Annotated in this window: 26 protein-coding genes; 17 read left to right on the top strand and 9 right to left on the bottom strand. The window is 44.6% G+C overall.

Annotation, left to right across the window (positions count from 1 at the left end; genetic code table 11):
• Window positions 1–54 precede the first annotated feature (54 nt).
• Window positions 55–504 (bottom strand): hypothetical protein, encoded by a 450-nt coding sequence (locus ACPUEK_RS15110; protein WP_067220792.1) that lies wholly within the window; start codon window positions 502–504, stop codon window positions 55–57.
• Between the two features lie 89 nt (window positions 505–593).
• Between ACPUEK_RS15110 and ACPUEK_RS15105 the strand changes: the two genes are divergently transcribed.
• Complete coding sequence (locus ACPUEK_RS15105; RefSeq protein ID WP_067220789.1) at window positions 594–1034, top strand: MarR family transcriptional regulator; 441 nt, start codon at window positions 594–596, stop codon at window positions 1032–1034.
• 175 nt (window positions 1035–1209) lie between these two features.
• Window positions 1210–1827 carry a LysE family translocator gene (locus tag ACPUEK_RS15100; RefSeq protein WP_067035870.1) on the top strand — a complete coding sequence of 206 codons (618 nt, stop codon included), beginning with the start codon at window positions 1210–1212 and terminating at the stop codon, window positions 1825–1827.
• 14 nt (window positions 1828–1841) lie between these two features.
• Here the strand turns inward: ACPUEK_RS15100 and ACPUEK_RS15095 are convergent, their stop codons facing one another.
• The gene (locus tag ACPUEK_RS15095; RefSeq protein WP_425641269.1) at window positions 1842–3629 is read right to left on the bottom strand and encodes a hypothetical protein; all 1788 of its coding nucleotides are present in this window, start codon (window positions 3627–3629) and stop codon (window positions 1842–1844) included.
• A gap of 668 nt (window positions 3630–4297) precedes the next feature.
• Between ACPUEK_RS15095 and ACPUEK_RS15090 the strand changes: the two genes are divergently transcribed.
• From ACPUEK_RS15090 to ACPUEK_RS15080, 3 genes are all read left to right on the top strand, one after another.
• A complete protein-coding gene (locus ACPUEK_RS15090; RefSeq protein ID WP_425641267.1) occupies window positions 4298–4729 on the top strand; it encodes an HNH endonuclease in 432 nt (143 codons plus the stop codon).
• Between the two features lie 78 nt (window positions 4730–4807).
• Window positions 4808–5098 carry a hypothetical protein gene (locus tag ACPUEK_RS15085; protein ID WP_425641266.1) on the top strand — a complete coding sequence of 97 codons (291 nt, stop codon included), beginning with the start codon at window positions 4808–4810 and terminating at the stop codon, window positions 5096–5098.
• A 118-nt stretch (window positions 5099–5216) separates the two neighbouring features.
• Window positions 5217–5969 carry an NYN domain-containing protein gene (locus ACPUEK_RS15080; RefSeq protein ID WP_425641264.1) on the top strand — a complete coding sequence of 251 codons (753 nt, stop codon included), beginning with the start codon at window positions 5217–5219 and terminating at the stop codon, window positions 5967–5969.
• Between the two features lie 25 nt (window positions 5970–5994).
• Here ACPUEK_RS15080 and ACPUEK_RS15075 read toward each other — a convergent pair whose 3' ends face one another.
• Genes ACPUEK_RS15075 through ACPUEK_RS15065 form a run of 3 tightly spaced genes read right to left on the bottom strand, consistent with a single transcriptional unit; the run spans window position 5995 to window position 8055 of the window.
• Window positions 5995–6231: a hypothetical protein gene (locus ACPUEK_RS15075; protein WP_425641263.1), complete on the bottom strand. Its 237-nt coding sequence runs from the start codon at window positions 6229–6231 to the stop codon at window positions 5995–5997.
• 47 nt (window positions 6232–6278) lie between these two features.
• Window positions 6279–7247 carry a GlxA family transcriptional regulator gene (locus tag ACPUEK_RS15070; protein ID WP_425641261.1) on the bottom strand — a complete coding sequence of 323 codons (969 nt, stop codon included), beginning with the start codon at window positions 7245–7247 and terminating at the stop codon, window positions 6279–6281.
• A 31-nt stretch (window positions 7248–7278) separates the two neighbouring features.
• On the bottom strand, window positions 7279–8055 hold the full coding sequence (locus ACPUEK_RS15065; protein WP_425641259.1) for an MBL fold metallo-hydrolase: 777 nt from the start codon (window positions 8053–8055) through the stop codon (window positions 7279–7281).
• Window positions 8056–8648: 593 nt separating this feature from the next.
• Between ACPUEK_RS15065 and ACPUEK_RS15060 the strand changes: the two genes are divergently transcribed.
• Window positions 8649–11189, top strand: coding sequence for a DEAD/DEAH box helicase (locus ACPUEK_RS15060; RefSeq protein ID WP_425641257.1), 2541 nt, complete (start codon window positions 8649–8651; stop codon window positions 11187–11189).
• Window positions 11190–11352: 163 nt separating this feature from the next.
• Here the strand turns inward: ACPUEK_RS15060 and codA are convergent, their stop codons facing one another.
• Window positions 11353–12597, bottom strand: a complete 1245-nt coding sequence (gene codA, locus ACPUEK_RS15055) for a cytosine deaminase (RefSeq protein WP_425641255.1) — start codon at window positions 12595–12597, stop codon at window positions 11353–11355.
• Between the two features lie 237 nt (window positions 12598–12834).
• Here codA and ACPUEK_RS15050 point away from each other — a divergent pair, with 237 nt between their 5' ends.
• Entirely contained in the window at window positions 12835–13530 is a 696-nt protein-coding gene (locus tag ACPUEK_RS15050; RefSeq protein WP_425641253.1) for an META domain-containing protein, read from the top strand.
• 29 nt (window positions 13531–13559) lie between these two features.
• On the opposite strand, the gene ACPUEK_RS15045 is transcribed toward ACPUEK_RS15050, so the two are convergent.
• Entirely contained in the window at window positions 13560–15737 is a 2178-nt protein-coding gene (locus tag ACPUEK_RS15045) for an EAL domain-containing protein (protein ID WP_425641251.1), read from the bottom strand.
• A gap of 351 nt (window positions 15738–16088) precedes the next feature.
• On the opposite strand from ACPUEK_RS15045, the gene ACPUEK_RS15040 reads away from it, so the two are divergent.
• Window positions 16089–16334: a hypothetical protein gene (locus tag ACPUEK_RS15040; RefSeq protein WP_425641249.1), complete on the top strand. Its 246-nt coding sequence runs from the start codon at window positions 16089–16091 to the stop codon at window positions 16332–16334.
• 441 nt (window positions 16335–16775) lie between these two features.
• Entirely contained in the window at window positions 16776–17045 is a 270-nt protein-coding gene (locus ACPUEK_RS15035) for a hypothetical protein (protein WP_067035896.1), read from the top strand.
• An 85-nt stretch (window positions 17046–17130) separates the two neighbouring features.
• Here ACPUEK_RS15035 and ACPUEK_RS15030 read toward each other — a convergent pair whose 3' ends face one another.
• The gene (locus ACPUEK_RS15030; protein ID WP_425641247.1) at window positions 17131–17595 is read right to left on the bottom strand and encodes an Lrp/AsnC family transcriptional regulator; all 465 of its coding nucleotides are present in this window, start codon (window positions 17593–17595) and stop codon (window positions 17131–17133) included.
• A gap of 126 nt (window positions 17596–17721) precedes the next feature.
• Here ACPUEK_RS15030 and ACPUEK_RS15025 point away from each other — a divergent pair, with 126 nt between their 5' ends.
• From ACPUEK_RS15025 to ACPUEK_RS15010, 4 genes are all read left to right on the top strand, one after another.
• A complete protein-coding gene (locus ACPUEK_RS15025; RefSeq protein WP_425641245.1) occupies window positions 17722–18666 on the top strand; it encodes a hypothetical protein in 945 nt (314 codons plus the stop codon).
• A gap of 470 nt (window positions 18667–19136) precedes the next feature.
• Complete coding sequence (locus ACPUEK_RS15020) at window positions 19137–19421, top strand: hypothetical protein (protein ID WP_067035905.1); 285 nt, start codon at window positions 19137–19139, stop codon at window positions 19419–19421.
• 78 nt (window positions 19422–19499) lie between these two features.
• Entirely contained in the window at window positions 19500–19772 is a 273-nt protein-coding gene (locus ACPUEK_RS15015; protein WP_067035908.1) for a hypothetical protein, read from the top strand.
• Between the two features lie 205 nt (window positions 19773–19977).
• A complete protein-coding gene (locus ACPUEK_RS15010) occupies window positions 19978–20328 on the top strand; it encodes a hypothetical protein (RefSeq protein ID WP_425641244.1) in 351 nt (116 codons plus the stop codon).
• A gap of 87 nt (window positions 20329–20415) precedes the next feature.
• Here the strand turns inward: ACPUEK_RS15010 and ACPUEK_RS15005 are convergent, their stop codons facing one another.
• A complete protein-coding gene (locus ACPUEK_RS15005) occupies window positions 20416–22134 on the bottom strand; it encodes a sensor domain-containing diguanylate cyclase (protein ID WP_425641243.1) in 1719 nt (572 codons plus the stop codon).
• Between the two features lie 279 nt (window positions 22135–22413).
• Here ACPUEK_RS15005 and ACPUEK_RS15000 point away from each other — a divergent pair, with 279 nt between their 5' ends.
• Genes ACPUEK_RS15000 through ACPUEK_RS14985 form a run of 4 tightly spaced genes read left to right on the top strand, consistent with a single transcriptional unit; the run spans window position 22414 to window position 25737 of the window.
• Window positions 22414–23166 carry a MipA/OmpV family protein gene (locus tag ACPUEK_RS15000; RefSeq protein ID WP_425641242.1) on the top strand — a complete coding sequence of 251 codons (753 nt, stop codon included), beginning with the start codon at window positions 22414–22416 and terminating at the stop codon, window positions 23164–23166.
• The gene (locus ACPUEK_RS14995; RefSeq protein WP_067220738.1) at window positions 23156–23842 is read left to right on the top strand and encodes a hypothetical protein; all 687 of its coding nucleotides are present in this window, start codon (window positions 23156–23158) and stop codon (window positions 23840–23842) included. Before ACPUEK_RS15000 ends, ACPUEK_RS14995 begins: the two co-directional genes overlap by 11 nt.
• Complete coding sequence (locus ACPUEK_RS14990) at window positions 23835–24956, top strand: sensor histidine kinase (protein WP_067220736.1); 1122 nt, start codon at window positions 23835–23837, stop codon at window positions 24954–24956. The genes ACPUEK_RS14995 and ACPUEK_RS14990 overlap by 8 nt, the downstream gene beginning before the upstream one ends.
• Window positions 24943–25737 carry a LytR/AlgR family response regulator transcription factor gene (locus tag ACPUEK_RS14985; protein WP_425641241.1) on the top strand — a complete coding sequence of 265 codons (795 nt, stop codon included), beginning with the start codon at window positions 24943–24945 and terminating at the stop codon, window positions 25735–25737. The genes ACPUEK_RS14990 and ACPUEK_RS14985 overlap by 14 nt, the downstream gene beginning before the upstream one ends.
• The last annotated feature ends 84 nt before the right edge of the window (window positions 25738–25821 follow it).

Raw genomic sequence — 25821 nt, 5'->3', positions numbered from 1 at the left:
TCGCGACCGTCAGGGCAAATCAAATACATGGAATGCAGTTAATGAGCATCTCTATTAAATCATCCGCTTAGAAGCCTTAGCGTGAAGTTTTCTGCCATCTCTAATATTCAACGTCATCAAGGTGAGGTTGATTGCCCCAGCCAGCAACTCTATCCCTTGGACAAGATAAAATGTCGCGGTAAATTCGCCTAAGCTTGCCCAGTGATGTAAGAAATACGCAGCGGGTATCAAAATGACCACACCATTTAGTGCGATAAACGGCATGCGTTTTTTCTTACGCACAACAAACGTGTTTTGGCTATGTTGGCCCATGATGGCGCCAGTGATGCCCGTCAACGCGATCGCGGGGATCAAGATCCATAAACCCGGCGATAGAATGAGTGATTTGATGCGCACAATGGACTCGGTCGTACCAACAAGTTCAACCACCAGAGTCGATGTGAAGAACAAGGCGATACATAAGGTCGCTACGAGGGCGGCGAAGCGGTGAAGTCTTGGAAGCATTGTGTTCTCTTTGGTGGCTGATATTGGTAATATGTTGTCAAGTTATGAATTGAGCTTAGTTAGTTGACAACATACTGTCAAGGTTAATAATGGATACAAATGGTGAAGTGTTTACTAAAATCGTTTTGGAAGTGTTCAAAGTCAGTGGGCTGTTGAATACAGAAGGCGACCAACTCACCGAGGAGTTCGGTTTGAGTAGCGCTCGTTGGAAGGTTATGGGGGCAATCGTAAAGGCCGATCAACCAGTTACAGTGTCAGAAATCAGTCGTGTCATGGGACAAAGCCGACAGGCCACTCAGCGTGTCGTCGATGTTATGAGCAAGGATGGGCTGGTGCAGCTGTTGGACAATCCCAACCACAAAAAAGCCAAGCTGGTGGCGTTGACCGAAGCCGGAGCGGTTGTCTATGAAAAGCTTGATCGAAAACAAGAGCAATGGGCTGCATCAGGCGCGCAAAAGATAACGCGGGATGAGCTCGACAATGCACTGAGCACCTTGCATAAAATGGCAAACTACCTTGAGCGTAAATGAGCGAAACCGGACCGTTCGCGTGGTGTCGTGCGATGGCACCACTAGGCCATTGTGCATGGTGTGAATGGTGTGAATGGTGCCATGTTTTGCATCGTAATGGCTCCGTTATGTATTAGACAAACGGCCCAAAGCACGTATCGTTAGATCAAGATTAACCAACAAAAGGATACGTGAAATGTGGTCGATGGAATTTTTACTCACCTCACTGGTGGTCGTGTTAATCCCCGGCACGGGAGTGTTGTATACGGTGGCCACAGGGCTTTTTGTGGGGAAGCGTGCCAGTGTCTTCGCAGCGTTAGGCTGTACCCTTGGTATCCTACCGGCCTTGCTCGCAAGTGCGTTGGGGTTGGCGGCGATTTTCCATACCAGTGCGGTGGCGTTTACCGTGATCAAATACGCTGGTGCGGCGTATCTGTTGTATCTTGCTTGGCAGATGTGGCGCGCCTCTGGTGCATTGTCGTTAAACACGACATCCTCCGCCATTCGCTATCGCGACACGCTGTTTAAAGGGTTTTTGATTAACATCCTCAACCCCAAACTGTCGATCTTCTTTCTCGCCTTTTTACCGCAGTTTATTCCCAGCAGCGCGGATAACGCTTTATTGAGTATGCTCATGCTTGGGGCCGTGTTTATGCTGATGACCTTCGCCGTGTTTCTAATCTACGGCTTTCTGTCCGGCTTATTCAGAGATGTGATCGTTCACTCGAAGACCGCCAGCACCGTCATGCAAAGGGTGTTTGCCACCAGTTTTGCTGGGCTTGGGCTTAAACTGGCGGTCAGTGATCGGCTCTAACGGCTTCTCGGTTGCTACACAAAGTTGTCCATGGCTGGAGAGATCTCATCTTTGAAATCGCGCTTTGTTTCAAACGCCATTTCTTGTATTAGATTAGATAAGAACGCAAACTGGGTGTTTTCCGTGGCCTTGTTGCGGATGACATTGGTGTCCAGAGCTTGTTTGACGCGATTCAAAGTTTCGTCACGAATGCCAGAGTGCATGTCATCAAGATGATCACTAAATGCGTTTAGGGAGAGTTTGTCTTTGGCGGTACTATCTTCGCGCATACTCTCAAAGGCGACTAAGGTACTGACCAGATTGCTCACATCGTTTTTATAAAGATCTAGGCTCTTAGCGCTGTATAGGTTTTCTGACTCATGACCGATTTCAGAATGACCGTTGACCATATTGACTTTGTCAGTGTCGGCACCGATTAATGGACGAGACTGCTTGACGGCTGAATCCAAATCTTGGAACACAGCCGCGCCTTCTAAGGCAACGAGGAACGACCCTCGCTCAATATCAGGGCGCTCGATCAATGTGACGTCGTGATAACGTGCCCCGTTTACCAACGACAGTACTTTTTGATTAGTGCGCAGTTCACTGACCACTTCGATGGCTTCGTCTAAGTTCTTTTTGTTAAAGCTGTCCGCTACCTTGCTATGCAGCATGTCCTCTAGCCCGAGAGTGGTGATTTCGATGTAAGCGCGTTTTTCTGTATTCGACAGACCGTTTAATTCGGAGCCCATTGTGTTTAATTGCTCGTCAGAGAAGTCAAAGGTTTCTATCATGTCGATCATGCTAGACACAGAATCCAAGGCAAAATCGCGTCCCTGACTTTGTTCATTATCTTTTAACAGCGCTTCTTCGCCGTACCATGCAAAACCAAACTTCCCGTCTGCGTGCGAGGTGAATGGCGACAGCTTGACCGCATCGGCCATGCTCCCTAGAGCGCTGAGTAACGAGTTGGGCAGGTTTTGGCCATCAGGCCCCGCCAACTGTGATAATCGATCCCCAAGTGAGGGGTCTAAGCCATAGACACTCAGTAAGCCCGTTTCAGCATCGGGAGGCAGTTGGCCCAGTTGCTCGGTAAGCGCGGCGGGGTCGTCGGTTGCGAGAACCGCCGTAATGTAATTGTGTAGAGGATTAGCGGAGGTTTCCCTAGGGTAGGGGCTAAACTTAACGTCGTTCGGTGTCTGACTATAAACATTCTTTCTAAAGTTCGCGACAGCCTCGGTATCCACTTGCGAAGCGTACTCTGCGGACTGACTCAAGATAGCCGCTCGGTCTTCTAAAGAGCTGTTTTCTAAGACATCCATAAACTCAGCGACCTTCTCTTGATAAGATCGATCCGCTTCGTTAGGAATCGTGTAGTTAGCAGAAGCGGGTAACCGCATCGCTGAAACCGTCATCGCCAGCTCGCCAAGCTCTTCGTCACTTAACGACTCGCTCAGATCGAGAAAATCAGGATCGGTCAGCAAACCAGCCTGCAGAAAATCGCGCATACTGTCTTGAAAGAAAAAGTTGTCAGCGTTGGCGTCGTGAATGGGGCCATCTAAGCGTTCGGCGAGGGATTTTGCTTGCTCTAAAAGCTCAGGCGTTTTTTGGTAAAGGTGATAAGGGTCACCCTTCGGGCGGATTAAAGAAAAGCTATCGACCGCTTCAATCTCAGGGGCTGGTTGCGCCAACTGCGCTGCTCGAACCTCTGACAAAGCGTCTTGCATGTCTTCAGCACTGGCTTTACTTACACGCGATTCACTGGTGCGTGACGCCGCGGAAATATGCGTCGTCTGTAAGCTCGTCAACGAAATATGTGCCATGATCCATTCCCTGTGAAGTACTTAGATCTCTTGGGTATCGGCACAGCCGCTCAAGACTTTATAGCGATTTCAAATATCAACTACAGACGCCTTGTACGACCCGATTGCATCGGGGATAGGCTATTAATCCAGATGCCGTTTCATCATAAACCACTCCTTGATCCGCCTTATACCTGAGGAGACGAGATCAGTAGATAAAACGGATCAGGTCATAAAGTCTGATGTAAGCGCTTGCCTTGAAGATCAAATCACGCTACAAAAGGACAAGTAAAGAATCAACATAGCGGTGATCAAAGGCGATATGAAGCGGCATAGTCCAAACAGCCTTTGGTGCTTAGCTAGTTATTTAGCAGGGACGTCCCACCATAAATAAAGCAAATACCCTATATAAACGTAGCCGTTCAACAGTGTTTATAGCCGCAGCTATGCTGCCGTATAACCCTTAATTGTTACACGGCAGGAGAATTTAGTTGATACCTGATGGAATAGAAGAAAAGCATTTGGAGCTTGCTATCCAAGAAATCATTAAGGATGGAATTCCGGTTTCTAGAAAGTCTGTCCATTATGACTATCTGCATGGCAATAAGTGCTACCCTCCCAAGTATGTCATCTCATTGGCCGCTAAATATGCTTTTGGAAATTAACTTCCGTTTAATGAGTTTAACGCCGTGAGAGCAAGAGACTATCTAAGAAGTAGAGGCCATACAGTTATAGATCGTCGTTATGACGCATTGGATATAATAGACAGCGATGACGATGAGTCTTCATTTGCAGAAGGTAAAGAAAAGTACCGCCTTCATCGTTCAAGAGAACGGGATTCCAGCATTACCAAAAAGGCTAAGGTCGCGAGACTAAAAGATACAGGAACATTATCCTGCGACATTTGTGATTTTTATAACAAATACGGAATGCTGGGATTGGGGGTCATCGAAGTGCATCACAAAGTTCCAGTTTCGGAATTAGATGGAGATACTAAAACAAAAATATCTGATTTAGCTCTAGTCTGCTCAAATTGTCATAGGATGCTTCATAGAGAAAAATCAACGATGCATATTTCTGAGCTAAAGAAAATCGCCGAGTCTTATGCGGCATCTGTGTAATCGTTCCGGCCAAAAAACGGCCTCCACTGGACGCGCTAACGCGCGCCGTTTAGCAAAGCGTTATATGCCAAGGTAAGTATGAAGTATAAAATCTTAACTTTTTTAAGCCTTATCCTAATTGCTTGCAGTGATGATGGATACCTCCGGGGTCAAGTTGAACCATCGCATGACGGCAAAACATATTTTGGTGTTATTGATAATAACGGTGGTAATTGTGGGGCTTTACTTTTAGATGGCAAAGCTTGGGATTTACCACTCGGTGAGGTAGCTGAAATACAACCTGGTGAGCATATAATCAATTGTGGAGCAACTATTAGTTTCTTTATTCCTGAGGGAGTGATTTTCAAGTTTGATTATTGGGGACCATAGGCATATAACAAGCGGTTTATGAAAGGATTCGTCAAGGCTTGCTCGGGTTCGTTCCTCACCAATTTTAGCAAGTCTGGACTCGCCACATAACCGGGCGTTAAGTTGCAAGGAGGCGATCGTGAAGGATAAAGAAAAAATAGCAGTATTCATTGATGCTGATAATGCACCAGCCCAAAAGATTGAGAAGGTGCTTTCTGAGCTGGCTCGTTATGGTGTAGTTAATATTCGAAAGGCATACGGAAACTGGAAAAACCAGAATTTGAAACCTTGGGAAGACTTACTGCATGAGTTTGCAATTCAGCCCATACAGCAATTTGACTTAACCAAAGGGAAAAATGCCACTGACATGGCACTGGTCATTGATGTAATGGATGTATTGTATACAAAAGATATTGATGTCATTTGTCTTGTATCTTCAGATTGTGATTTTACTCCGTTAGTAACTCGTTCTTTGGCCGATGGAAAGTTTGTGATTGGTTTCGGTGAGCGTAAAGCGCCATCGGCTTTCGTGAATAGTTGTTCTCGTTTCCTTTATCTTGATGAAGAATGCGAAAAAGAACTCCCTATCCAAAAGCAAACAAAGAGCATAAAGAGTGATACGAAGTTAATAAGTTTGTTGCGACAGGCCATTGAAGCAGTAGAAGAAGGTGACGGTTGGGCAATGTTAGGGCCTATTGGTACACATATTTCTAATCACGCATCCTTTGACCAACGCAATTATGGTTTTAAGAAGCTCAGTGATTTGTTTCAGGCGATTGATCTTTTTGAAATGAAGAAAACAAATGGCACTGTCCTGTGGGTTAAGGATAAAAAGAAAGCAAAGCAACTTAACAAGTCACTACATAGGACCACTGTCACGGCCGCTGAGTGAAGCGTTATGTAAACCAATACCTAACTCAATCCCATCTATCCCTGATGGGTTGCTCTAAAACCTCACCCAATTCCACGCTTGTCTTCAGTTCCGCTGGTTGGCGTTCGACGATCATCTTGCCCCTGCATACCGAGTACAGCACATCGGCTTGTTCGCGGATGACTTCGACGTCGTTGGCGCCGTTAAGCACGATGAAGTTGGCGGGTTTGCCGACGTCATGAGCAAAGATGGGCTGGTGCAGTTGTTGGACAATCTTAACCAAGGGTTTCAACACCTATTAGGCCATTGCGATTGCCAATCACCGAAAACCTATACTCTAAACGTCTTGCGCCATGCACTCGGCGAGACCTGAAATTGGCATTTGAATTTCTCTCGAAAGGCGCTGGTGGATTGGAAGCCCACTTCAGCGGCGATGCGCTCTACGGATAAGTCGCTTTTCTCCAGTAACCCTTGCGCGTGGTGAAGCTTTTCGGTGATCAGCCACTGTCCTACCGAAAGCCCAGTAGCCTGTTGAAATTTGCGGGTAAAAGTACGGCGCGTCATCGCAACCCGATCAGCTAGTTCGTCTAGAGAGTAATGGCGGCTGAGATCTTGGCGCATAAAATCCAGTAGCTGATTGATACGATGATCATTGGTTGGGGCCATAGGCCGTTCGATAAATTGCGCTTGGCCCCCTTCGCGATGAGGTTGCAAGACCATGCGCCGTGCCACGGTATTGGCGATGTCTGCGCCATAGAATTTACGCAAGATATGCAGGCAGCAATCCATGCCAGCGGCGACGCCTGCGGAGGTGATCAAGCGGTCGTTATCCACGTAAAGCGCGTTGCTGTCCATTGCTATGGTAGGGAAGCGCTGGGTGAAGTCTGTTTCTAAGCCCCAATGCGTCGAAGCGCGCTTGCCATCTAAAAGGCCGGCGTAAGCCAACACATAAGCGCCTAGGCACTGACCCACAAGCGTCGCACCGTTTTCATAGGCTTGGTTTAGCGCCTCAAGCAATGCCTCACTGGGGCGCTCTTCGACACTACGCCAATAGGGCACCATCACGATATCGAACTGGCTGAGCTGTGCGAGCGATCCAGCAGTATGTATTTGTATCCCTTCTTTGGAAATGATCGCACCCTCATCCCCCGCGATGATCGTGATCTCAAACAGACTTCGTTTCAGCATTTCCGAACCAAACACCAGACAAGGCACCGAAATATGAAACGGGCTAAATTGATTGCAAGCGATGATCGCCACAGAGGGCAATGCTTTAGAATCAGCCCTTGCATGTTCCATATTCGATTCCTTGTGTAATGCAATAAAGCGCTTAATAGGTGAGGGTGTCGCCATCTGCCGGAATTGCTACGCAAAACTCAATTTGATTAAGCTCGACGTATTCTTGCAGTTCGGCACGGGATAACAGTAGATGGTTCACCGCTTCTAAATGGCTGGCAACGATTTTAGCATGAGGCAGCACAAGGTGGGTTTTTAACACATCCTCTTTGCCCATAATGATCGGGCCGTAGTCCAAAATATGGGCCCAGCCCACATTTAAAATGACCACATCAGGCTGCGCGGCTTTCATCGTCTTTTCAATGGCAGGCGTCCAAACAGAGTCGCCCACAAGGTACAAAGATTGCTCTTCTGGATGGGTAAAAATAATCCCCGTCACTTCTCCCATTCTGGTCGCCATGGCTGGGTTTTCAAACAACATATCATAACCGTGCTGGCATTCGGTTCTAGTCAGCGTAATACCGCGAAACGCTGAACCGTCCTCGATGACTTGAGTATTGTGAAACCCTTGCTCAGCAAGCTTTTGGCGGTCATCTTCATTCTGCACCAGTAGCAACGTATCTTTGGGCACGACTTCCTGCGCCTTCACATCCCAATGATCAGGGTGTAAATGCGTCAACAAAATCACATCCACATCCAAAATCTCCGCAATCGACATCGGCAGAGGCACCGTTGGATTTCGAACATGTGAATTAACAGTACTCGCAAGCCCCGGGTAAGCCCCTTGGTCTGCCAGCATCGGGTCAATCAAAAAGCGCACACCTGCATAATCAATATGTAACGTCGCATTACGTATTTGAGTAATCTTCATCTTTGCTCTCCTGCTTAAGAGTGGTTAAGTCAGGCGCTATAGTAAGACCCGCCGCAATACCGAAAAATTGGCCTTAGAGACATTCTTCAACGAAATTGGGCCAAAGTGTAGGAGAAGCGGTCTTCTTGTATGAGCGAAATCTTTTCGCGATATAACCAGCAGCCTAGGGAGAGATCTCTTGTAAGAACGGACTCCGCTCCGCGATAAGACTAGTAGTCTAGAGAAAGGATCAAAGTTCAAACCTGCCCAATCGCTGACCCTAGATCAACAACACCTAGCTTTTGGTCTAAATGAGTGCACTTCTATATTGGGAAAAGCGCTGAAATAGGGTATTGTCAGGAAATAGTCAACAACCCAAGTGTGTGCGGTACGCACGGTTTATTCGATAAACGAGCATGCGTATTTTAACGAAACGTAGTGTTATAAGAGTACGATTTACCCTCTAAAAATCATGGGGTTAGAGCTCTATGGTTACTGTGGCAGGAAACAATAACGCGCACGCATGGTTTATTAAAAAATGCGCATGCGCACTATTAAACTGTTATGCGCAACAAGCTCGAAGAATATAGGCTCACCGATTTAAGGAGAATAATGTGGGAATAAACTTTTCAAAGAGATCACAAAGCAAGGGTGCTGAAAAGAAAGTTCATCCTTGCGAGATCTACGAAGGATTGGATCGGCATGCTAACAAGGGGCCATTAAGAATACCCGTTCAAGAATCAGTATTGAAAGAATGGTTTGCTGACTATAACGAAAAGCGTGATGTTATATTAAAACTACCGACAGGCGAGGGAAAAACATTAATTGGGTTATTGATACTACAATCAAAGATAAACCAGGGGAAAGGTTCATCACTGTACATTTGTCCCAGTAAATACTTAGCAGATCAGGTTAGAGCACAGGCAGATGAGTTTGGAATACACCATTGCTCACTTGATGAGAACGGGTTACCGGAAGATTTTGTGAATGGTGAAAAAATTCTAATCACTCATGCGCACACACTATTCAATGGTAGAAGCAAATTTTTCGGTGTGGGACAGGACTCGGTTGAAGTTGACAACATTATTCTCGATGATGCCCATAGTTGTATAGAAATCATAAAATCCTCATGTAAACTCCAAATTCCTAGATCTTCTGAATGCTATGTTGAATTGTTAAATCTGTTCAGTGAATCTCTTAACCGACAAGGAGCTGGCACATTCGCTGACATTTCTAATGAGTCAAAAAGTGCGATACTCGCTGTGCCATATTGGGATTGGCAGGATAAGGAACAGGAAGTTGTAAGTATCTTATCGAAATATAATAGAAATCGTGATAAATCTGTTTGGTTTTCATGGGATCTGTTAAAGGATAACATGGCTCACTGCATTGCTGTATTTTCCGGCGGTGAAGTTGAAATATCACCGCGCATACTTCCTGTAGAAAAGTTTGGTGCTTTTGCAAATGCATCTCATAGAGTATTCATGTCGGCTACGATTTCAAATGATTCGTTTTTTATAAGGGATTTAGGTCTTGCAAAGGAAGTTATTGAGTCTCCGCTAAGCTTTAATAAGAAATGGTCTGGGGAAAAGATGGTATTAATTCCATCACTAGTAGATGGTAGCTTGACAAGGGAGGAGGTTATTAATTGGGTTGGAGGGTGGCGTAATACTGGATTTGGTGTTGTCGCAATTACACCTAGTGACTGGCATACAAAAATATGGTCGAAACTCGGGGCAACTCTAGTAAATACTGATAACTTGATTGCGGAAGTAAGTAAACTAAGGCAAGGAGTATTTTCAAATCCTCTTGTCATGGCAGCAAAGTATGATGGTGTCGATTTGCCTGACAACATGTGCCGGGTATTGGTTATTGACTCGTTACCGATTAACGATACAACTACTGAAAAATACATTGAAAGTTGCATTCCCAATAGCACATTCTCGAAAATAAAAACGGCTCAAACTATAGAACAAGGCTTGGGAAGAGCTGTTCGAGGCGAGAAAGATTATTGTGTTGTCCTCATGTTGGGCAGCGATTTAGTCAAGCAAATACGCTATAGAGGATCTCGGAATTACTTGTCTGCACAAACCCGGAAACAAATAGACGTGGGTTTGGAGTTGGCAAAATATGCGAGAGAAGATAAGAAGGGTAATCAGTCATATATTGACATGATTAGTTCAGTGGCCGCCCAATGCTTAAATAGAGATGAGTCATGGAAAACTTTTTATTCTGAAAGCATGGATGACATTGAGCTTGAAGATACGAGTCAGCTAATAGCAGATGAGTTGCTGATATCTGAACGGCAGGCCGAATGCTATTACATCGAAGGAAGATATGACGATGCTGCAAGCAAGTTGCAAACGCTAATAGACCGTAATTCTGAAGCGCTTTCCGCACATGAAAAGGGTTGGTATTTGCAGGAAATGTCGCGGTATTTGTACGCGAAAAACAGAGTGGAAGGAATGGCACTTCAGGTGAACGCGCATAGAACAAATAAAATGCTATTTTTGCCACCTGACGGGTATCAAGTGACTAAAATTGACATTAAGGCACACGAGCGCATTGAAAATATAAGGAAGAGGCTATCGAAGTATGATGATTTTGACGACCTTTTGGTCTATATGGATGACGTGTTTTCCAGTCTGGTTTTCGGCGTAAAATCTGATCGTTTCGAAGGTGCGATTGACGAGATGGGCAAGTTGCTTGGATTTAATACTGAACGGCCAGATAAAAGCTGGAAGGCAGGTCCAGACAACTTATGGGCTATTAAGGATGGCCAATACATTTTTATTGAATGTAAAAGTGAAGTATTACTAACTCGTGCTGAAATAACGAAAGATGAAACCGGGCAATTCAATAACAACATTGCTTGGTTCAAAAGATTTTATCCCGGCGCGAATGTTAGCTATACGATTATTATCCCAACAAAAAAGGTTAAATCAAATACAGGATTTAACGAGAGCGTCTTTGTTCTACGGGAAAGAGGATTAAAGAATTTAGTAAGAAATGCTCGGGCATTTGTTGTTGGGTTTAAGGGAAGTGATTTAAAGAGTCTATCTAATGAGATGATTGATAGATCTATAAAACAGCATAAGTTGACTGCTGATACGTTCCTTGATGAATACTTTGAGCAGACAACCATGATGCCTTAGTGGCACGATATCGCATAACAAAACCATCCAGCGGACGCGTCAAAGGCGCGCGCCGCTGATGGTTGGCGTTAAACTCTTACTAACGATTATCTCCCAACACCCCCAATACCCAATCAACCCCATCTCTCGTTGATGGGGTTGCTCTCAAAACTACCCCAAAACCTCACCCAAACTTCACGCTTGTCTTCACTACCGCTGGTTGCCTTTCAACAATTACTTTGCCTTCACGTACCGAGTACAGTACATCGGCTTGTTCGCGGATGACTTCGACGTCGTCGGCGCCGTTAAGGACGATGAAGTTAGCGGGTTTACCGACGTCGATGCCGTACTGGTCGCTGATGTGCAGCACCTTGGCGCTGTTGTCGGTGATGAAGTCGAGGGCGGTAGAGAAGTCGTCGTAGCCCATCATATGGCAGGCGTGCAGGGCGAAGTCGACTTGGCGCAGCAGTTTGCCGTTGCCGAGGCTGTACCAAGGGTCTTGGATGGAGTCTTGGGCGAGGGCGACGTTGATGCCGGCATCGCGCAGTTCTTTGACTCGGGTGATGCCGCGGCGTTTGGGGAAGGTGTCGAAGCGGCCTTGTAGGTGAATGTTTTCGGTCGGGCAGGAGACAAAGTTAATGCCGGATAGCTTCAACAAACGAAATAGTTTAGAGCAGTAGGCGTTGTTGTAAGAATGCATGGCGACGGTGTGGCTGGCGGTGACGCGATCGCCTAGGCCGCTTTCCAGTGCGGCGGTCGCAAGCACTTCTAAAAAGCGCGACTGCTCGTCGTCAATTTCATCACAGTGTACGTCCACCAATTTGTTGTGCTTCTGTGCCAGTTCGATCACCCAGCGCATGGACTCAACGCCATATTCGCGGGTGAATTCAAAATGCGGGATGCCACCAATCACGTCCGCGCCCAGTTCAAGGGCTTGTTCCATTAAGGCTTTGCCATTGGGGTAAGACAAGATGCCTTCTTGAGGGAATGCGACAATTTGCAAATCCAAGTAGGGGGCGAGCTGCGCTTTTAGCGGCACGATGGCTTTTAACGCGGTGAGCGCTGGGTCGGTGACGTCTATGTGGGTGCGAATGTGTTGCACCCCGTGGCTTATCAATAGCTCGGCGGCTTTGAGTACTCGGCGTTGCACATCGTCTTGGGTCAGTTGCTGCTTGCGCTCGGCCCAGCACTCGATGCCTTCAAACAGCGTGCCGCTTTTGTTCCAGCGTGGTTCGCCGGCGGTCAGCACCGCGTCTAAATGAATGTGGGGCTCAATAAAGGGGGCGCAGACCAGTTTTTGTTGCGCATCAAGGTCGCAGGCCTCCGAGACAACAGACGCTTGAGGAGTGATCGATTTGAACACGCCGTGCTCACATTCAAGGGTAAAGAGTGTGTCTTGGTGACGTAATCGCGCGTTGATGATTTTCATAACCACTTCCTTGGATTTAGTTAGTGGTTTTATAGTTGCACGTTTTATGAAATTTGAGAATCGTTAGTGCTGTCTTATTACACACCAACGCAGACTCAACGTTCTAATTTAGGCCTACATTTGCGTGTGAGGTGTAAGGTTCTTGTAGTCTAGGTGGATTCTTTTTTTGATGCTGTTCATCGCTGGCGTATTTAGTTAGCGTATAGAAAGTTTATAGTCATTACGGAAGGAGGCATTATGAAGCGTTATTGGTTAGGTGGAGCACTGGTTACTCTGACAGTGGCGGGATGTTCATCACATCAGACGTCATCTGAGTATGACGATGTCTCGTTGGCGCAGCTGTCTGGTCAGTGGCAAGTCGAAAGTATTGATCAGGGAGGCATCATAGACAATTCTCATGTCACGGTATTGTTCTCAGAACAGGGTCGTATCAGTGGTTCGACAAGCTGTAATCGCTACTCAGCAAACTTGATCGAGCAAGGGAAGACTTTGAAAGTGGATCAGGCGGTGTCAACACGCATGGCGTGTGCTCCGGCGTTGATGAAGCAAGAACAACGCTTTTTAAGTGCGCTTAAAGAGACGGTCACGATTCGTCGTTTGTCTGATACATGGCTAGTGGCTGAGGATGCGAGCGGCACCCAGAGATTAAAGATGATTGAGATGGCTCCGACTGCGTCAAAGCAAGATGCGGCGCTAGATCAGGTCACTGAGTATAGCTGTCGAAATGCCAATAGCATCGCCAATTTGGGCGTGCGTTTTGTCGGTCCTGATACTGTTGAGTTGTTATTGGCAGAGCAAGCGTTGATGTTGCCGCGAGTTAAAAGCGCATCGGGAGCGAAGTACAGCAAAGGTCATGTTAGCTTTTGGAACAAAGGCGCTGAAGCGACCTTGGCGTCTGGTGATCAAACCTGGCAATGTCGCCGCGCGTCTTAATCTTGGTTCCAGTGGCTACCTACGACTACTTATGGAAGGTCGGGGAGACATTTAACAAACGTATCGAAAGTGATGGGTTTAGAGTAGAAGTACCCTTGGCAAACGGTGCAGCCCAATTCAGTTAAGATATTGACTTGTTGTTGTGTTTCCACGCCTTCAACGACAACGTTGTAGCCGTAGTTTTCTGCTAAGAATAAAATGGCTTTGATGGGGATGTGCGATTGATCGGAGTCATTGATGTTCAAAACAAATGAACGGTCGATTTTTATCGTGTTTATAGGCAGTGCATGGGAGTAAGAGAATGAACTCATACCCGTACCAAAGTCGTCAAGTGCAATGGCGAAGCCTAGATTAGAGATATAATCTAATTGCTTGGCGATGTGGTCAACGTCGAGTGCGGTTTCAGATTCCGTTAACTCGATTTCTAGCATTAAGTGGTTCTGGACCAACAGCTCTTTTGAGACCTGTTCTAAGGTCGCAATGACGCTAGGGTCGAACACATCGTAGCCGTTTAAATTCAATGACAATGGCAGCTGATAACCTGCTGATTGTAATGCAAGTGCCATACGGCACACTTCGTTCACCACGAATAAAGCAAATGACGAACGTATATTGCTTTGCTCAACTAAGTCTAGAAAGTGATAGGGGGAAAGCAGCCCGTCTTCAGGATGGTTCCAGCGAATCAGTGCTTCAGCGCCGACTATATCACTTGTGCGCATGTCTACTTTGGGTTGTAGGTACAGTTCGAACTGCTTTTCTTCAATGGCTGTTTTTAATGCCGCTGAGTATTGCGACACTTTTTGGCTGTTTTGAATCAAGTGTTGCTGGTAGCGCAAATAAGGTAAGCGTTGCTGATTGGCATGATAAATCAGTGTAGAAACAGATGAAATGAGGCTTTCAAAATCACTGACATCTGTTGGGTAGTTTAATTCGACTTCCGTGGGCTCTAGCGAAAACTGAAAGTTATCCAAGTGTTGAGTTTCATTAATGCGCTGTTTGAAGTGGTTAACGCAGTTGGCTTTAGCAACGGGTGTAATAATGATGAAGGTGCTGTCATTTAGGCGGCCTAAAATACACTCAGGATCCACCTCTTGTTTTAATCTTGTGGCCAGCTGTTGTAATACTTGTGTGAGTACAATGGAGCTATTGGTCGCTAGAATTTGTGATAAGTTTCGGAACTTCGCCGCATAAACTGTGTATTCCCTATTAGGGCGGAGAGTGAGGTTGTTTGAGAATAGTTCTCTTAGTGCGCGCTCATTTAATAAGCCTGTTTGCGAATCAGTGTTGGCGGCTTTTATCGCTCGGTAGTTGGAGCTTTCCACGTGCTTCCAAATAAAGAATGCCACAGCAACGGCGCCCCATAGAGCTATCCAAATGACCACTGCGGACGAAATCAGCATTCGGTAAACGACACTGTCGACCAAGTAATCAGAGCTAAGGCTTAATTCACCGACATAAATGTGTGTGGGTGATGTGTTTTGCACCGCTAAGCCATGATGTGTAATGGCGTATTGCTTGCCATTTATTGAGTAATAGTAGTCTTCTACGTCATCAATATTGTGAAAAAAATCATGTTCAACGTACGGCGACATTAAGCGGGCCAGTTCTTTGTTGTTGGGTGTTTTTAGTGTTTCTAATATGTCTGTTTGAGAGGCTTTGTCGATATTTTTTGCATGGAATAGCCACGCGTTGTTGGCTTGCTTGATCGCAACAAACATAGGGGTATCGGTTATAAAGTGTTCTTGAGCAATCTTACGGCTTAGCGTGGCAATGTCTGGTGCTTCTGAGATCTCTTTGCCTAGTGCTCTTTCCAGGTCACTGGTGATTAAAGCCGCGCTGCGGTGCAGCTGCTGTAGTTCCATGGCTTGCACCGTTGCTTTGCCTGACTCATAACCTTCGCCAATAAAAAATGCGCTGATCAATATAGAAACCGTGCCAAATCCTACAAGTGCTTTTTTCCTGATCGACTTAAAATTGAGTTCAAAGCTTTGGTCGTCGTTGTCATCATCCTTTTTAGATAAGCTGGTTAGACCGACCAGTGAGTACATAAAGCACCAGCTTGTCGCGGCGGAGATGATATTCGCGATGCCAAAGACAGCAATAAACCACCCAATCATGCCATTTCCTGATGCATCAACCCCGATTGGACTGATTGAAATAAGTAGAATACCGAGAATAGCCCTGACAGACCGGTCGAGCTTGTTCATGTTCGAACAGCATGAAATTTTTTTAATTTGGTCAATTAGAGGCACTGAGTAAATCTCTAGATTCAAATGATTGGCGCTTCTTGTAAGTAAGGTATTGTAAGCGCTCGAAACATTACCAGTTTACGACATAAAGCATTTTTTACAGAGCAAATTTTATTTGTCTAGTAATCTATTAATAACGTAATAGTAAACTCTATCAGGTAAAGAGTCTTGCGGATTGTAAGTTAAAGTGACGTTATGTATGGATAAGTGATTGCTCATGATGATGCTATCGGTTCTTTGTAACCGTCTGTTTAGCCTTTGGCTAAGAGCTGATATCCTTAACTGTTTCAAGCAGCTTGGTAGTAGACAATGATTCATGATGACAAAGTGATTGAGACGTTAGACGAACTAGAGGCCTTTTTGATTTCGGTGGAAAATGGCGGTTTGGGTCTTAATAATGTTGCGGGGATTGCATTGGCGACCAACAACGCTGATGGACGTCCTTTTGTCGCAGTTTTGGACGACAAGCATCAGTTGTTGATGGGACGTTGGGTGACACAAGATGTGTTTGACAACGGTAAAGATAGGGTTCGAAGAGGCCCGACTAAGCATTAACTGACGGTGAGTCCGTTGCTTTTTTACTGGCAAGATAAGGAATGATCGAATCCTTTGATGATTCCTTATCTATTTATTCGATTTCAATTATGTAAGTGCCTTTTTTTAATGCGGTATGCTTTAACTTTTAAGGACGCATTAAGGCTCGTGTCGTATGCATTGTGTGCACGATTAAGTCATTGAGACGGTAGAGTTTAATAATATTACGAGATGTTTGTGACTATTTAATGCAAATTCTCATGAATAGGTCACCTTTATATAAGTAAATGCGTTATTGGTGCTTTTATCATCAAATATGGCTGTTTTGTCTTATTATAGGAAGCATGTTGGAACGCGTCTTTGAGCTCTATTATTATTTTTAAACAGGTCTAATATCTGTCTTATCGAAACGCAGCGGACATCTCTTCAAGCCCGCAGCCCAACAACTTAAAGGTGAATATTATGAACTTCAAGACTCCAGCACTTATCGCAGCGCTTACTTTGACAGCAACGGCTTCTTTCGCGGCAAGCGACAATAACCTACATGACGATTACCTAAGCGCACAGGCTCAAGCCAAAGCACTTTCTGCTCAGTTAGACACAATGGGTGTTGAATCTAATCCAAATGTTGAATTTAACTCGCCTGCGACACTTTCTCAAAAAGTGGATGCATACGAAGCTAAGATTTCAGACCTTCAAGGTCAATTTGATTCAGCTCACTCAGCGAACTAATCAAAACCTCGTGTTTTAATCGGGATCCCCCTTTAACCCCGATCGACTTAGCCCCAGTAAGCTTTGCTTACTGGGGCTTTGTTGTTTAAGGGATATCAATAGCGGTTTCAAATTTATCTCGCTTCATTGAAATCAAGGTACGAAACTTACGTACATTGGGATCGGAATACAGTAGCCGATCACACAGAGATTCGTAGGCCACCATATCGGTGGTCATCACGATTAAAACAAAGTCGACTTCCCCCGTTACTTGATAACATTGCTTTACCTCCGATGTGTTTTGCACACGCTGCACGAATGCTTGAAATAGGTGTTTGTGATCTCGCTCCATAAAGACCTCCACCACCATATGCAACATGGGCCCAAGTTTGCTTGGCTCAAGTAGTGTAACTTTCCTGGCAATGTAGCCGTCCTCAGTTAAGCGCTTCACGCGTTTTAAGCAAGCAGGCGGGGACAGCCCAATCACTTCCGCTAATTGAACATTTGTCAGACGGCTGTCTACTTGTAGTTGGCGCAGTATATTGCGGTCAATATTGTCGAGTTCGGGCATGATTAATAAAATTTTGTTTGGTGTGATTAAAACGAATTTATCAGCATGTTATGGGCTATTAAAGAGAAATAATTTCTTTGATGTCGATTACAATAGCCGCACAGCAACAGGTTTAAGATGACAGGTATGAATATTGTGTTTCGAGAGAGCGGCTACTTAATTAAAGAGTCGGGGCGAGTGTACTGGACATTGTTAAAAGTGATGGTGCCTGCATTGTTGATCGTTAAAGGGTTAGACATGTTAGGCGGCGTGACCTTACTTGGTCATCTGTTATCGCCGATTATGCAATTGGTCGGGCTGCCTGATGAAGTGGGGATTGTGTGGGCGACATTCATGCTTACCAATATCTACGCTGGCATGCTGGTGTTTTTCAATTTAGGCATTGCGGAAAATTTAAGCGTGGCACAAGTGACAGTGTTAGGTGTGCTGGCATTGCTAGGGCATTCGTTACCCGTTGAAGGTGCGGTAGCAAAGCGTATGGGAGTAGGGTGGCGAGCGACGCTTGCTTTGCGTTTTGGTGGGGCGTTAGTGCTTGGCTTTATATTGCATCAGTTTTATAGCCACTTTGATTTACTACAACAGCCGAGTGAGCTGTTATGGCAACCGCCAGCCAGCACGGACCCTAGTTTTATCGGTTGGTGTCTTAATCAGATCGAAACGTTTGCTTGGATTTACGTGATCATTCTCACGCTAATGACATTACTCAAACTACTGCGAGTATTGGGTGTAGAGCGATTGATGCATATGGTGCTGTATCCCGTATTAAGGATGCTGGGTATTGGTAAAGATGCCGCCAATGTTGCAGTGATTGGAACCGTGCTTGGGCTCACGTTTGGCGCAGGGTTGTTAATTAAAGAAGCGGAATCAGGACGTTTAACGAAACGTGATATTTTCTTAACCATTGGCTTTTTAAGTTTGTGCCATAGCGTGATAGAAGACACTACTTTAGTCTTGCTGCTTGGTGCTGATTTATCGGGTGTACTGTGGGCGCGTTTGGCGTTTGCATTAATCGTTATTGCTATTTTAGCAAGGGTTTCTTTCGTGACAAAGCGGCTAGAGGCGGCCAGTTAGTGCCCGCCAAACTAAGCCAAAATAGCGTGATGTTAGGAATGATCGAATTCATCGATCATTCCTAATCTATTAATTCGATTTCAATTATGTAAGTGCACATCTATTTATTTTTGTTTCGTTTTTATTAAGCATGGATTATGGACGTAACCATAAATAATTATTGCAAATTTTCCTAAGAAGGTGTGTTTTTAAATAGTGTTGTCGTTGTTCCTGTGAATAATATTTGCTAATTTTTAGGCATAAAGAACATATTGTTCTGGTCATGCATGATTGATGCTTTTATCCCTAAATAAGGCGTGTTTTAAAGCTTGTAGCAAGTATTTTGGAACGCTTCACTGAGCTCTTTTTTTATTTTTCAAGAGGTCTAATATTCATCTTATCGAAACGCAGCGCACAGCAATCAACGCCAGCTGCTAAACAAATAAATGACTGAACATAAATTGATTGGTCTAGATAGAAAGGTGATTATTATGAACTTTAAAACTCCAGCACTTATCGCAGCCCTAACATTAACCGCTTCTGCTTCTTTTGCATCTGGCGACGAGAATAACCTGCTTGATAACTACCTAGACGCACAAGCGCACGCTAAAGCCTTGTCAGCGCAGCTTGACACAATGGGTGTAGAGTCAAATCCAAATGTTGAATTCAATTCACCAGCGACACTGTCTCAAAAGCTTGATGCCTACGAAAGCAAAATTGATTCGCTTCAAGCTAAGTTCGATGCGCACAACTCCTCTGCGACTCAAGCTAACTAATATTTAGCTGAGTAACGCAAGCAACGAACAAGCGGCGTATTCGCCAAGACATATTATTTTATTTTAGAGGTGATTATTATGAACTTTAAAACTCCAGCGCTTATCGCAGCTCTTACTCTTACCGCTTCTGCATCATTTGCTTCAGGCGACGAAAACAACTTGCTTGATAACTACCTTGATGCACAAGCGCATGCTCAAGCCATTTCTGCGCAGTTAGAAACAATGGGCGTTGAATCGAACCCGAATATTGAGTTTAATTCTCCTACCACGTTGTCTCAAAAGCTTGACGCATACGAAGACAAAATTGATGAGCTTCAAAATCAGTTTGATACCGTTCGTAGCGCGAACTAATATTGTTGGCTCGTAAGCCTCACTGTTAAATCGCTAGTAAGCAACAAAAGCCCCGACAGGTTTCCCCTGATCGGGGCTTTGTTTTTACAGGCGTTTCAGCTCTTTCCAATCTGCCTATCGTATGTTCTATTTGGCATCTATTAAAACGACTTAAGTGAAGCAGTCATTCAGTGACTGAGAATTTTGACTGGATAGGGAGCAGTTAATGGATATCTTAGAGCAATCTGATGCCGATATTCGAAAGGTCGCCGAGACGATTTGGGGCGATATGGTGAACGGCGCGAACAGCAGAGATTGGGACATTTACTCTCAACATATGCTTGCTGAGTCGGTCACTGAGCAAGCCAGAGCCAGCGTTGAACATCAGTGGCAATACAGCAAGATGTTCACCTCGCTGACAGAGGAACGCGAATTTATGGGCGTTCTAAGGCAAATGGATCATGTTTTGGTGCTGTGGAAGCAGTGGAGCACGAAAGTAGAAGGTGACTTTTTAGTGATGCTGTATCTAAAGAGCGTCGAAGAGAATGTCAAAGTCATTGGATCGTGGATTCGCTAGCGCCAGAAGTATCAGAGAAAGGTTGGTAACAAGCCCTACCTTTCTCTTTAATATGTCAATGCAGACTAAATCCTATGACGCGTTTGGCTAGTTGATTGACACTTGATTACGGCCGTTTTCTTTGGACTGGTACAGTGCTTCATCAGAACGATCTAAAATGATTTCAGCACGTTGATCACTTTGGCAATAGGTAGCAACACCTAAGCTAATGGTAATGTGGCCAATTTCTTCAATCACGGTGTCCTGAACGATTTGTCGAATTTGTTCTGCTCGTTCTGCGGCCGTTTTTGAGTCTGTTTTTGGCAGTAAAATAGTAAATTCCTCACCCCCATAACGTGCGACAAAATCTCCGTCTCGCGTATTGTTATGCATTAGTTCAACCAGTTTTTTCAAGGCTTCGTCACCGGCCTGATGGCCATAGGTGTCGTTTACCGCTTTGAAGTGGTCAATGTCGATCATGATAACGGAATACGCTTCACCGTCCTCGGCTGCTTGCTTGAAGATCTGTGTCATCGCTTCTTCAAGCGCTAAGCGATTGAAACATTGCGTAAGCGGATCTCTTAATGCCAGTTCAGCCAGCTCTTTGTTCGCTTGCTCGAGTGCGTTAGTACGCTTTTGTACGGTGGCTTCCAAATTGGCATTCATTTCTACAAGCGACTGCTCTCGATCCAATAAAGAGGTCATCATCCCTTGTAACGAATTACTTAGACTAATGACTTCTTTCAGGCGACTGTCCGTTTCGGTAAACGATATTTTTCGGCTACCGTTCTTAATCCCTAGAGCGGTTGTCGCTAGGCGTTCAATTGGGCGGCTTAAAGCCCCTGCCAGCTGATAGGCGATAAAGACGCCAATCAAGGTTGCTACAATGCTGATTAGCAATATAACTACTCTCATGTCGTGCACCGCAGACATTGCCACGTCACTAGGCTGACGTACGAGGATTTTCCAGCCAAGATCGGTTGACACTGGAGAGTCCACTAATGCCATTGCGGTTAAGTAGCGTTTACCGTCACGCCATTCGTTGTACTGAAATTCACCTGACGCTGGGATGTTCTTAGGGATGATGGTTGAGTGAATGAGCGCGTTTGGATATAGGACTTCGTTATGTTTGTCGATGATGAATATTTCAATGCCATTGTGCTCTTTTGGCAATGCTGAGTTCAAAACATTGCTGACCCATGCCCAGTTAGAGTGGGCTGCAACAACCCCTTCAAATACGCCGTTTTTGCCATAAACGGGTGCGGCAAAGTCTACCAGCCTGGGCTGTGAACCATCATCCATGGGCGCAATCATGCTGGCTAATAAAAGTGCTCCATGCACATCACCGATAAAAGGTGCCTGACTGCCCAGAATAAACCAAGGCCGTTGGCTGACATCGGCGCCTTGCAGCATTTGTTTACCAGCTACCATAACTTTGCCGTCTGCGTTCGCGTACCCAATCCAAGCATAATGTTCGTAAGAATCTTTTATGCGATCCAACGCCTGTTGCATTTTTTCTTGATTCCGCTCAGTTGCGAACAACGGCCGTTTGCTCAGCAAAATGATTTCTCGTTCTCGCTCTTGTAACGTGCTCGACAGCATATTGGAAACCGATTGAGCGATGATTGCCAGCGACTTGCCACTGGCAATGGTCAGACGATTAGACGAAGCATTATAAATATAGGATACGACAATAATGCCTAAGATAAGCAACAAGCAGCCAAATAACACAGCGATGCGATTACGAAAGCTATTGAACCAATGTAGAGCGGAATGTGTGGGGGATTGAAGGCTGGAATGAGCTTCGTTTTTGGAAGCATGGCTCAAGTTATCACCTTTGGGCATTAGACGTTAATTTGGATACTTATTATTACCTTAATTTATAAGTCTAAGATAGTTGGGATCGAATTAAATGCCTTTGAGTTTAAAAAAAGCGCTTTTATTGGCTTTTATCACCATTTCTATATGCACTTTATCCTGTTATAGCGCTAATCATCCTTCTATTTCACCATTCATCATATCCGCAATTTTCAAAGGTAGTTGTATGGGACATTGGTTTCACGCTGATCGAGGCGTTCCCTTTTAAATTGTGAGATGGATAGAATAATGATGTTTTTAAATATGACTCGTGCGATCAAGGTATGTGTATTTGCCGCTACGCCCCTAGCGTTTTTTGTTGAAGCGTCAGAGTTTGATGCGGACCTTGGTTTGACGCTGTCAGGACAGCAAAACCATGTAATAGGCGAAGAGAATGAAGCTGAGCTTCATCCATATCTCAATCTAAAATACGGCATGTTTGTGGCAAGTCCTGAAGGGGTTGGTATGACAACTAACGTAGGCGAGAGTAATCAGCTGAGTGCGTTATTTTTAATGCGAAAGTCAGTCATTGACCATGATGATAATAAACAACTTGCTTACTTAGGTAAGCGAAAGGATGCGACTGAGCTAGCATTGCATTGGACACACTTTGCGCCGTACGTTGACATTACTGGGGCAGTGTCCATGGATGTATCGGATACTCATGATGGTTATGAGGCTAAACTGATGTTGTCGAAACGAATAGAAACCGCATTAGGTTCATTGATCCCTGCAGCGGCTATTCAATATCAGTCTGATGACTTAGTTGATTATTATTATGGCGTTCGCACGTCTGAAGCCAGCTCTTCTTTTAGCGCTTACAAAGGAAAAGCGAGTACCAACGCCAATGTATCAATGACTCACGTATACCCAATGACAGATCAGTGGCATGTGGCGACAACTGTTGCCTATGATTATTTAGGTGATGGTATCAGTGACAGTACAATTGTGAAGGAATCTGGCTATTGGAGCGGTTCTATGACGGTTTTTTATGCGTTCTAATAAAGTAAAAAGCCAAAATCAAAAAGTAATGGTTGGCGGGTATTGCGGCATCATCGCAGGACTTTGTTTTCTATTTGGTATGCTGGTTTATGTTTGTTTCTTAATGGAGTACCGCTTTGGCGATATAAACGAGCCTTTCGCGTCGCAAGTTCGTACTATGGCTGAGCATGCGTTATTACTCTATGGATGGTATTTCATCATTTATATTGTGTTTGGGTTGGCGCTTTTAGGCTTTCAAATAGGGATACAGCCCTATCTAAAAGTAGGTGGTCTACAACAGGCTTGTGCTGTACTGGGTTATCTTTGGGTTGGTTTAACGCTTACGACAGGGATGTTAGCGAATGTCGGAAACACTATGATTTTGCAGGTTGTCAGTTTCGATAGCAGTTCGGCTATGTATTTGTGGTATGCCTTACAAATGCTGATCGATGGTCTTGGCGGTGGCCATGAGATAGTGGGCGGCGTATGGATGTTGACGCTGGGTGCAGCACTTATTTCATTTAATATATATGGGTTAGGCTTAAAAGTGTTGGCGTTTATCATTGGTTCTATAGGTGTGCTTTCGTCTGCTCCGGGATTATCCATGTTGGGAGGAGCCTTTGGCCTAGGCTGCATTGTTTGGTTTTTAATAATAGGTGCGTTAATGATTAAACATACGAGTAAGCGTTATGCTTAAGGTCCCTTTCACTCGTTTCTGGCGACAACATGAACTATTAAAAGACAGTATTACGGTTATGCTTTACTGTAGTTTGATCGCTGTGGTGATCTGGATTACCGAAGCGGGTGAGTTTTGGATGACATTGCAAATATCACTGATTTTTGGTGTGGCTTGTCTGTCTAGTATACGTCTTAGCATTCATTATCTAACAGATCGTATCTCTGTTCGCGCCGCGACAGTTTTGGGGTACTTTGGTGGTGTCGTCATTGGTATGGCGTACTTATTCTATGAGGTATACGATTCCTTTCAGGCGATTCTAAACGCTTCTTGGTCGGACTTATTGCTGAAAGTTGTGTTCAGTATGCTGGTTACGTATATTTTTTATAATGCGCATCGATTGAGCCGCAAAGAAAGAGAGCTCCAAGAACAGAAGATGAAGTCGCTTTTACAAGCGAAGCAGTTAGCTGAGTCCAACTATCAGGTGTTGCAATCTCAGATAGAGCCACATTTTTTGTTTAATACGTTGGCTAATATTCAGGTGTTGATTCATATTCGTCCGCATGACGCCCAGCAAATGTTGGATGACTTAACAAGTTTGTTGAGAGTGTCTATGAGCAAAGTGAAACAACCGCGTATTACACTAACAGAAGAGCTAGATTTGGTAGCCTCGTACTTGTCTATTCAGAAAATCCGAATGGGAGAAAGATTAAGTTTTCAGATACAAAAAGAAGGTGATATTAGTGACGTTGAGTGTCTCCCTTTTTTGCTACAACCATTGGTTGAAAATGCTGTTATACATGGTATTGAGCCAAGCTTGGAAGGTGGAAATATAGAGGTAAAAGTATTAGTGGATGCGAGTAACTGTTATGTGACTATTTTAGATACAGGTTTAGGGCTGACGTCAAACTGGAGTCAAACTAGTGAGACAGACAATCGTCATGGCATTGCGTTGAAAAATATTCGTCAGCGTTTGCAACTTATTTATGCCGATAAGTCGAATTTTTCAATTCGTAATGTCTACAACGATGAGCAGCAAGTCGATGGCTGTTTAGTTGCCTTAAGTTGGCCTCTCTTCAATGATACAACGGTGGGTGAGTTGCATTTTTCAGGAGGCGTACATGGCCAACGCTAATCTAACCAACTCAGGGCATTCTTCTATGTGTGTCATGGTCGTTGATGATGAACCATTATTGCGGTTTCATTTGCAAAGATTGCTACAAGAGCTCTGGGAAGGTGTTGATCAAGTTATTACTGTAGGCTCAGGGTTAGAGGCGATTAGTATGGCTCAAGAAATCAATGTCCATGCTATTTTTATGGATATTAAGATGCCAGGTATTAGTGGTATTGAAACCGCTAAACAGCTTAGAAAAAGTGGCTTTAGTGGGCATTTAGTCTTTGTGACAGCTTATGATGAACACGCAGTAGCTGCATTTGAACATGAGGCACTGGATTATTTACTAAAGCCCATTGAGGAAAAACGTCTTTATGAGTGTATTAAACGCCTACAGAGTCGCTCTCAAACAACAGTCAAGTACGAGCTTGATTCGGACCAGCTGACGCGATTGCTACCTCGAACCGAAAATGTAAATACACTTTCATGGATAAATGCTTCACGAGGAGACAGCATTCATGTCATAAAAGTTAGTGATGTTTTCTGTTTTATTGCTGAAGATAAATATACCTCTGTGATCACCGCCGATGGTGAGTTTCTTATCCGTAAAACAATTAAACAATTAGTGGATGAGCTAAATCCAGATGTATTTTGGCGAATACATCGATCAGCTATTGTCCAGGTTAGCTGTATTGAGTGCGTTAAAAAGGATGATCAAGGGCACTACTTTGTCTTAATTAAAGACTTTGAACGTGTTCTTCCTGTAAGTCGTAATAACGCTCAATTGTTTAAACAAATGTAGAATGCAAACATCAAAGTATGAGCTGTTGAGTCTGACGTCAGCCGACACAGCTTGCGGTTTAAAATGAGCCCTTCATAATACGGT

The sequence above is a fragment of the Marinomonas gallaica genome (assembly GCF_049821165.1).
Classification (GTDB): Bacteria; Pseudomonadota; Gammaproteobacteria; order Pseudomonadales; family Marinomonadaceae; genus Marinomonas; species Marinomonas gallaica.
Note: the sequence above shows the minus strand (reverse complement) of the source record. Positions and strands in the feature narration are given on the sequence as shown.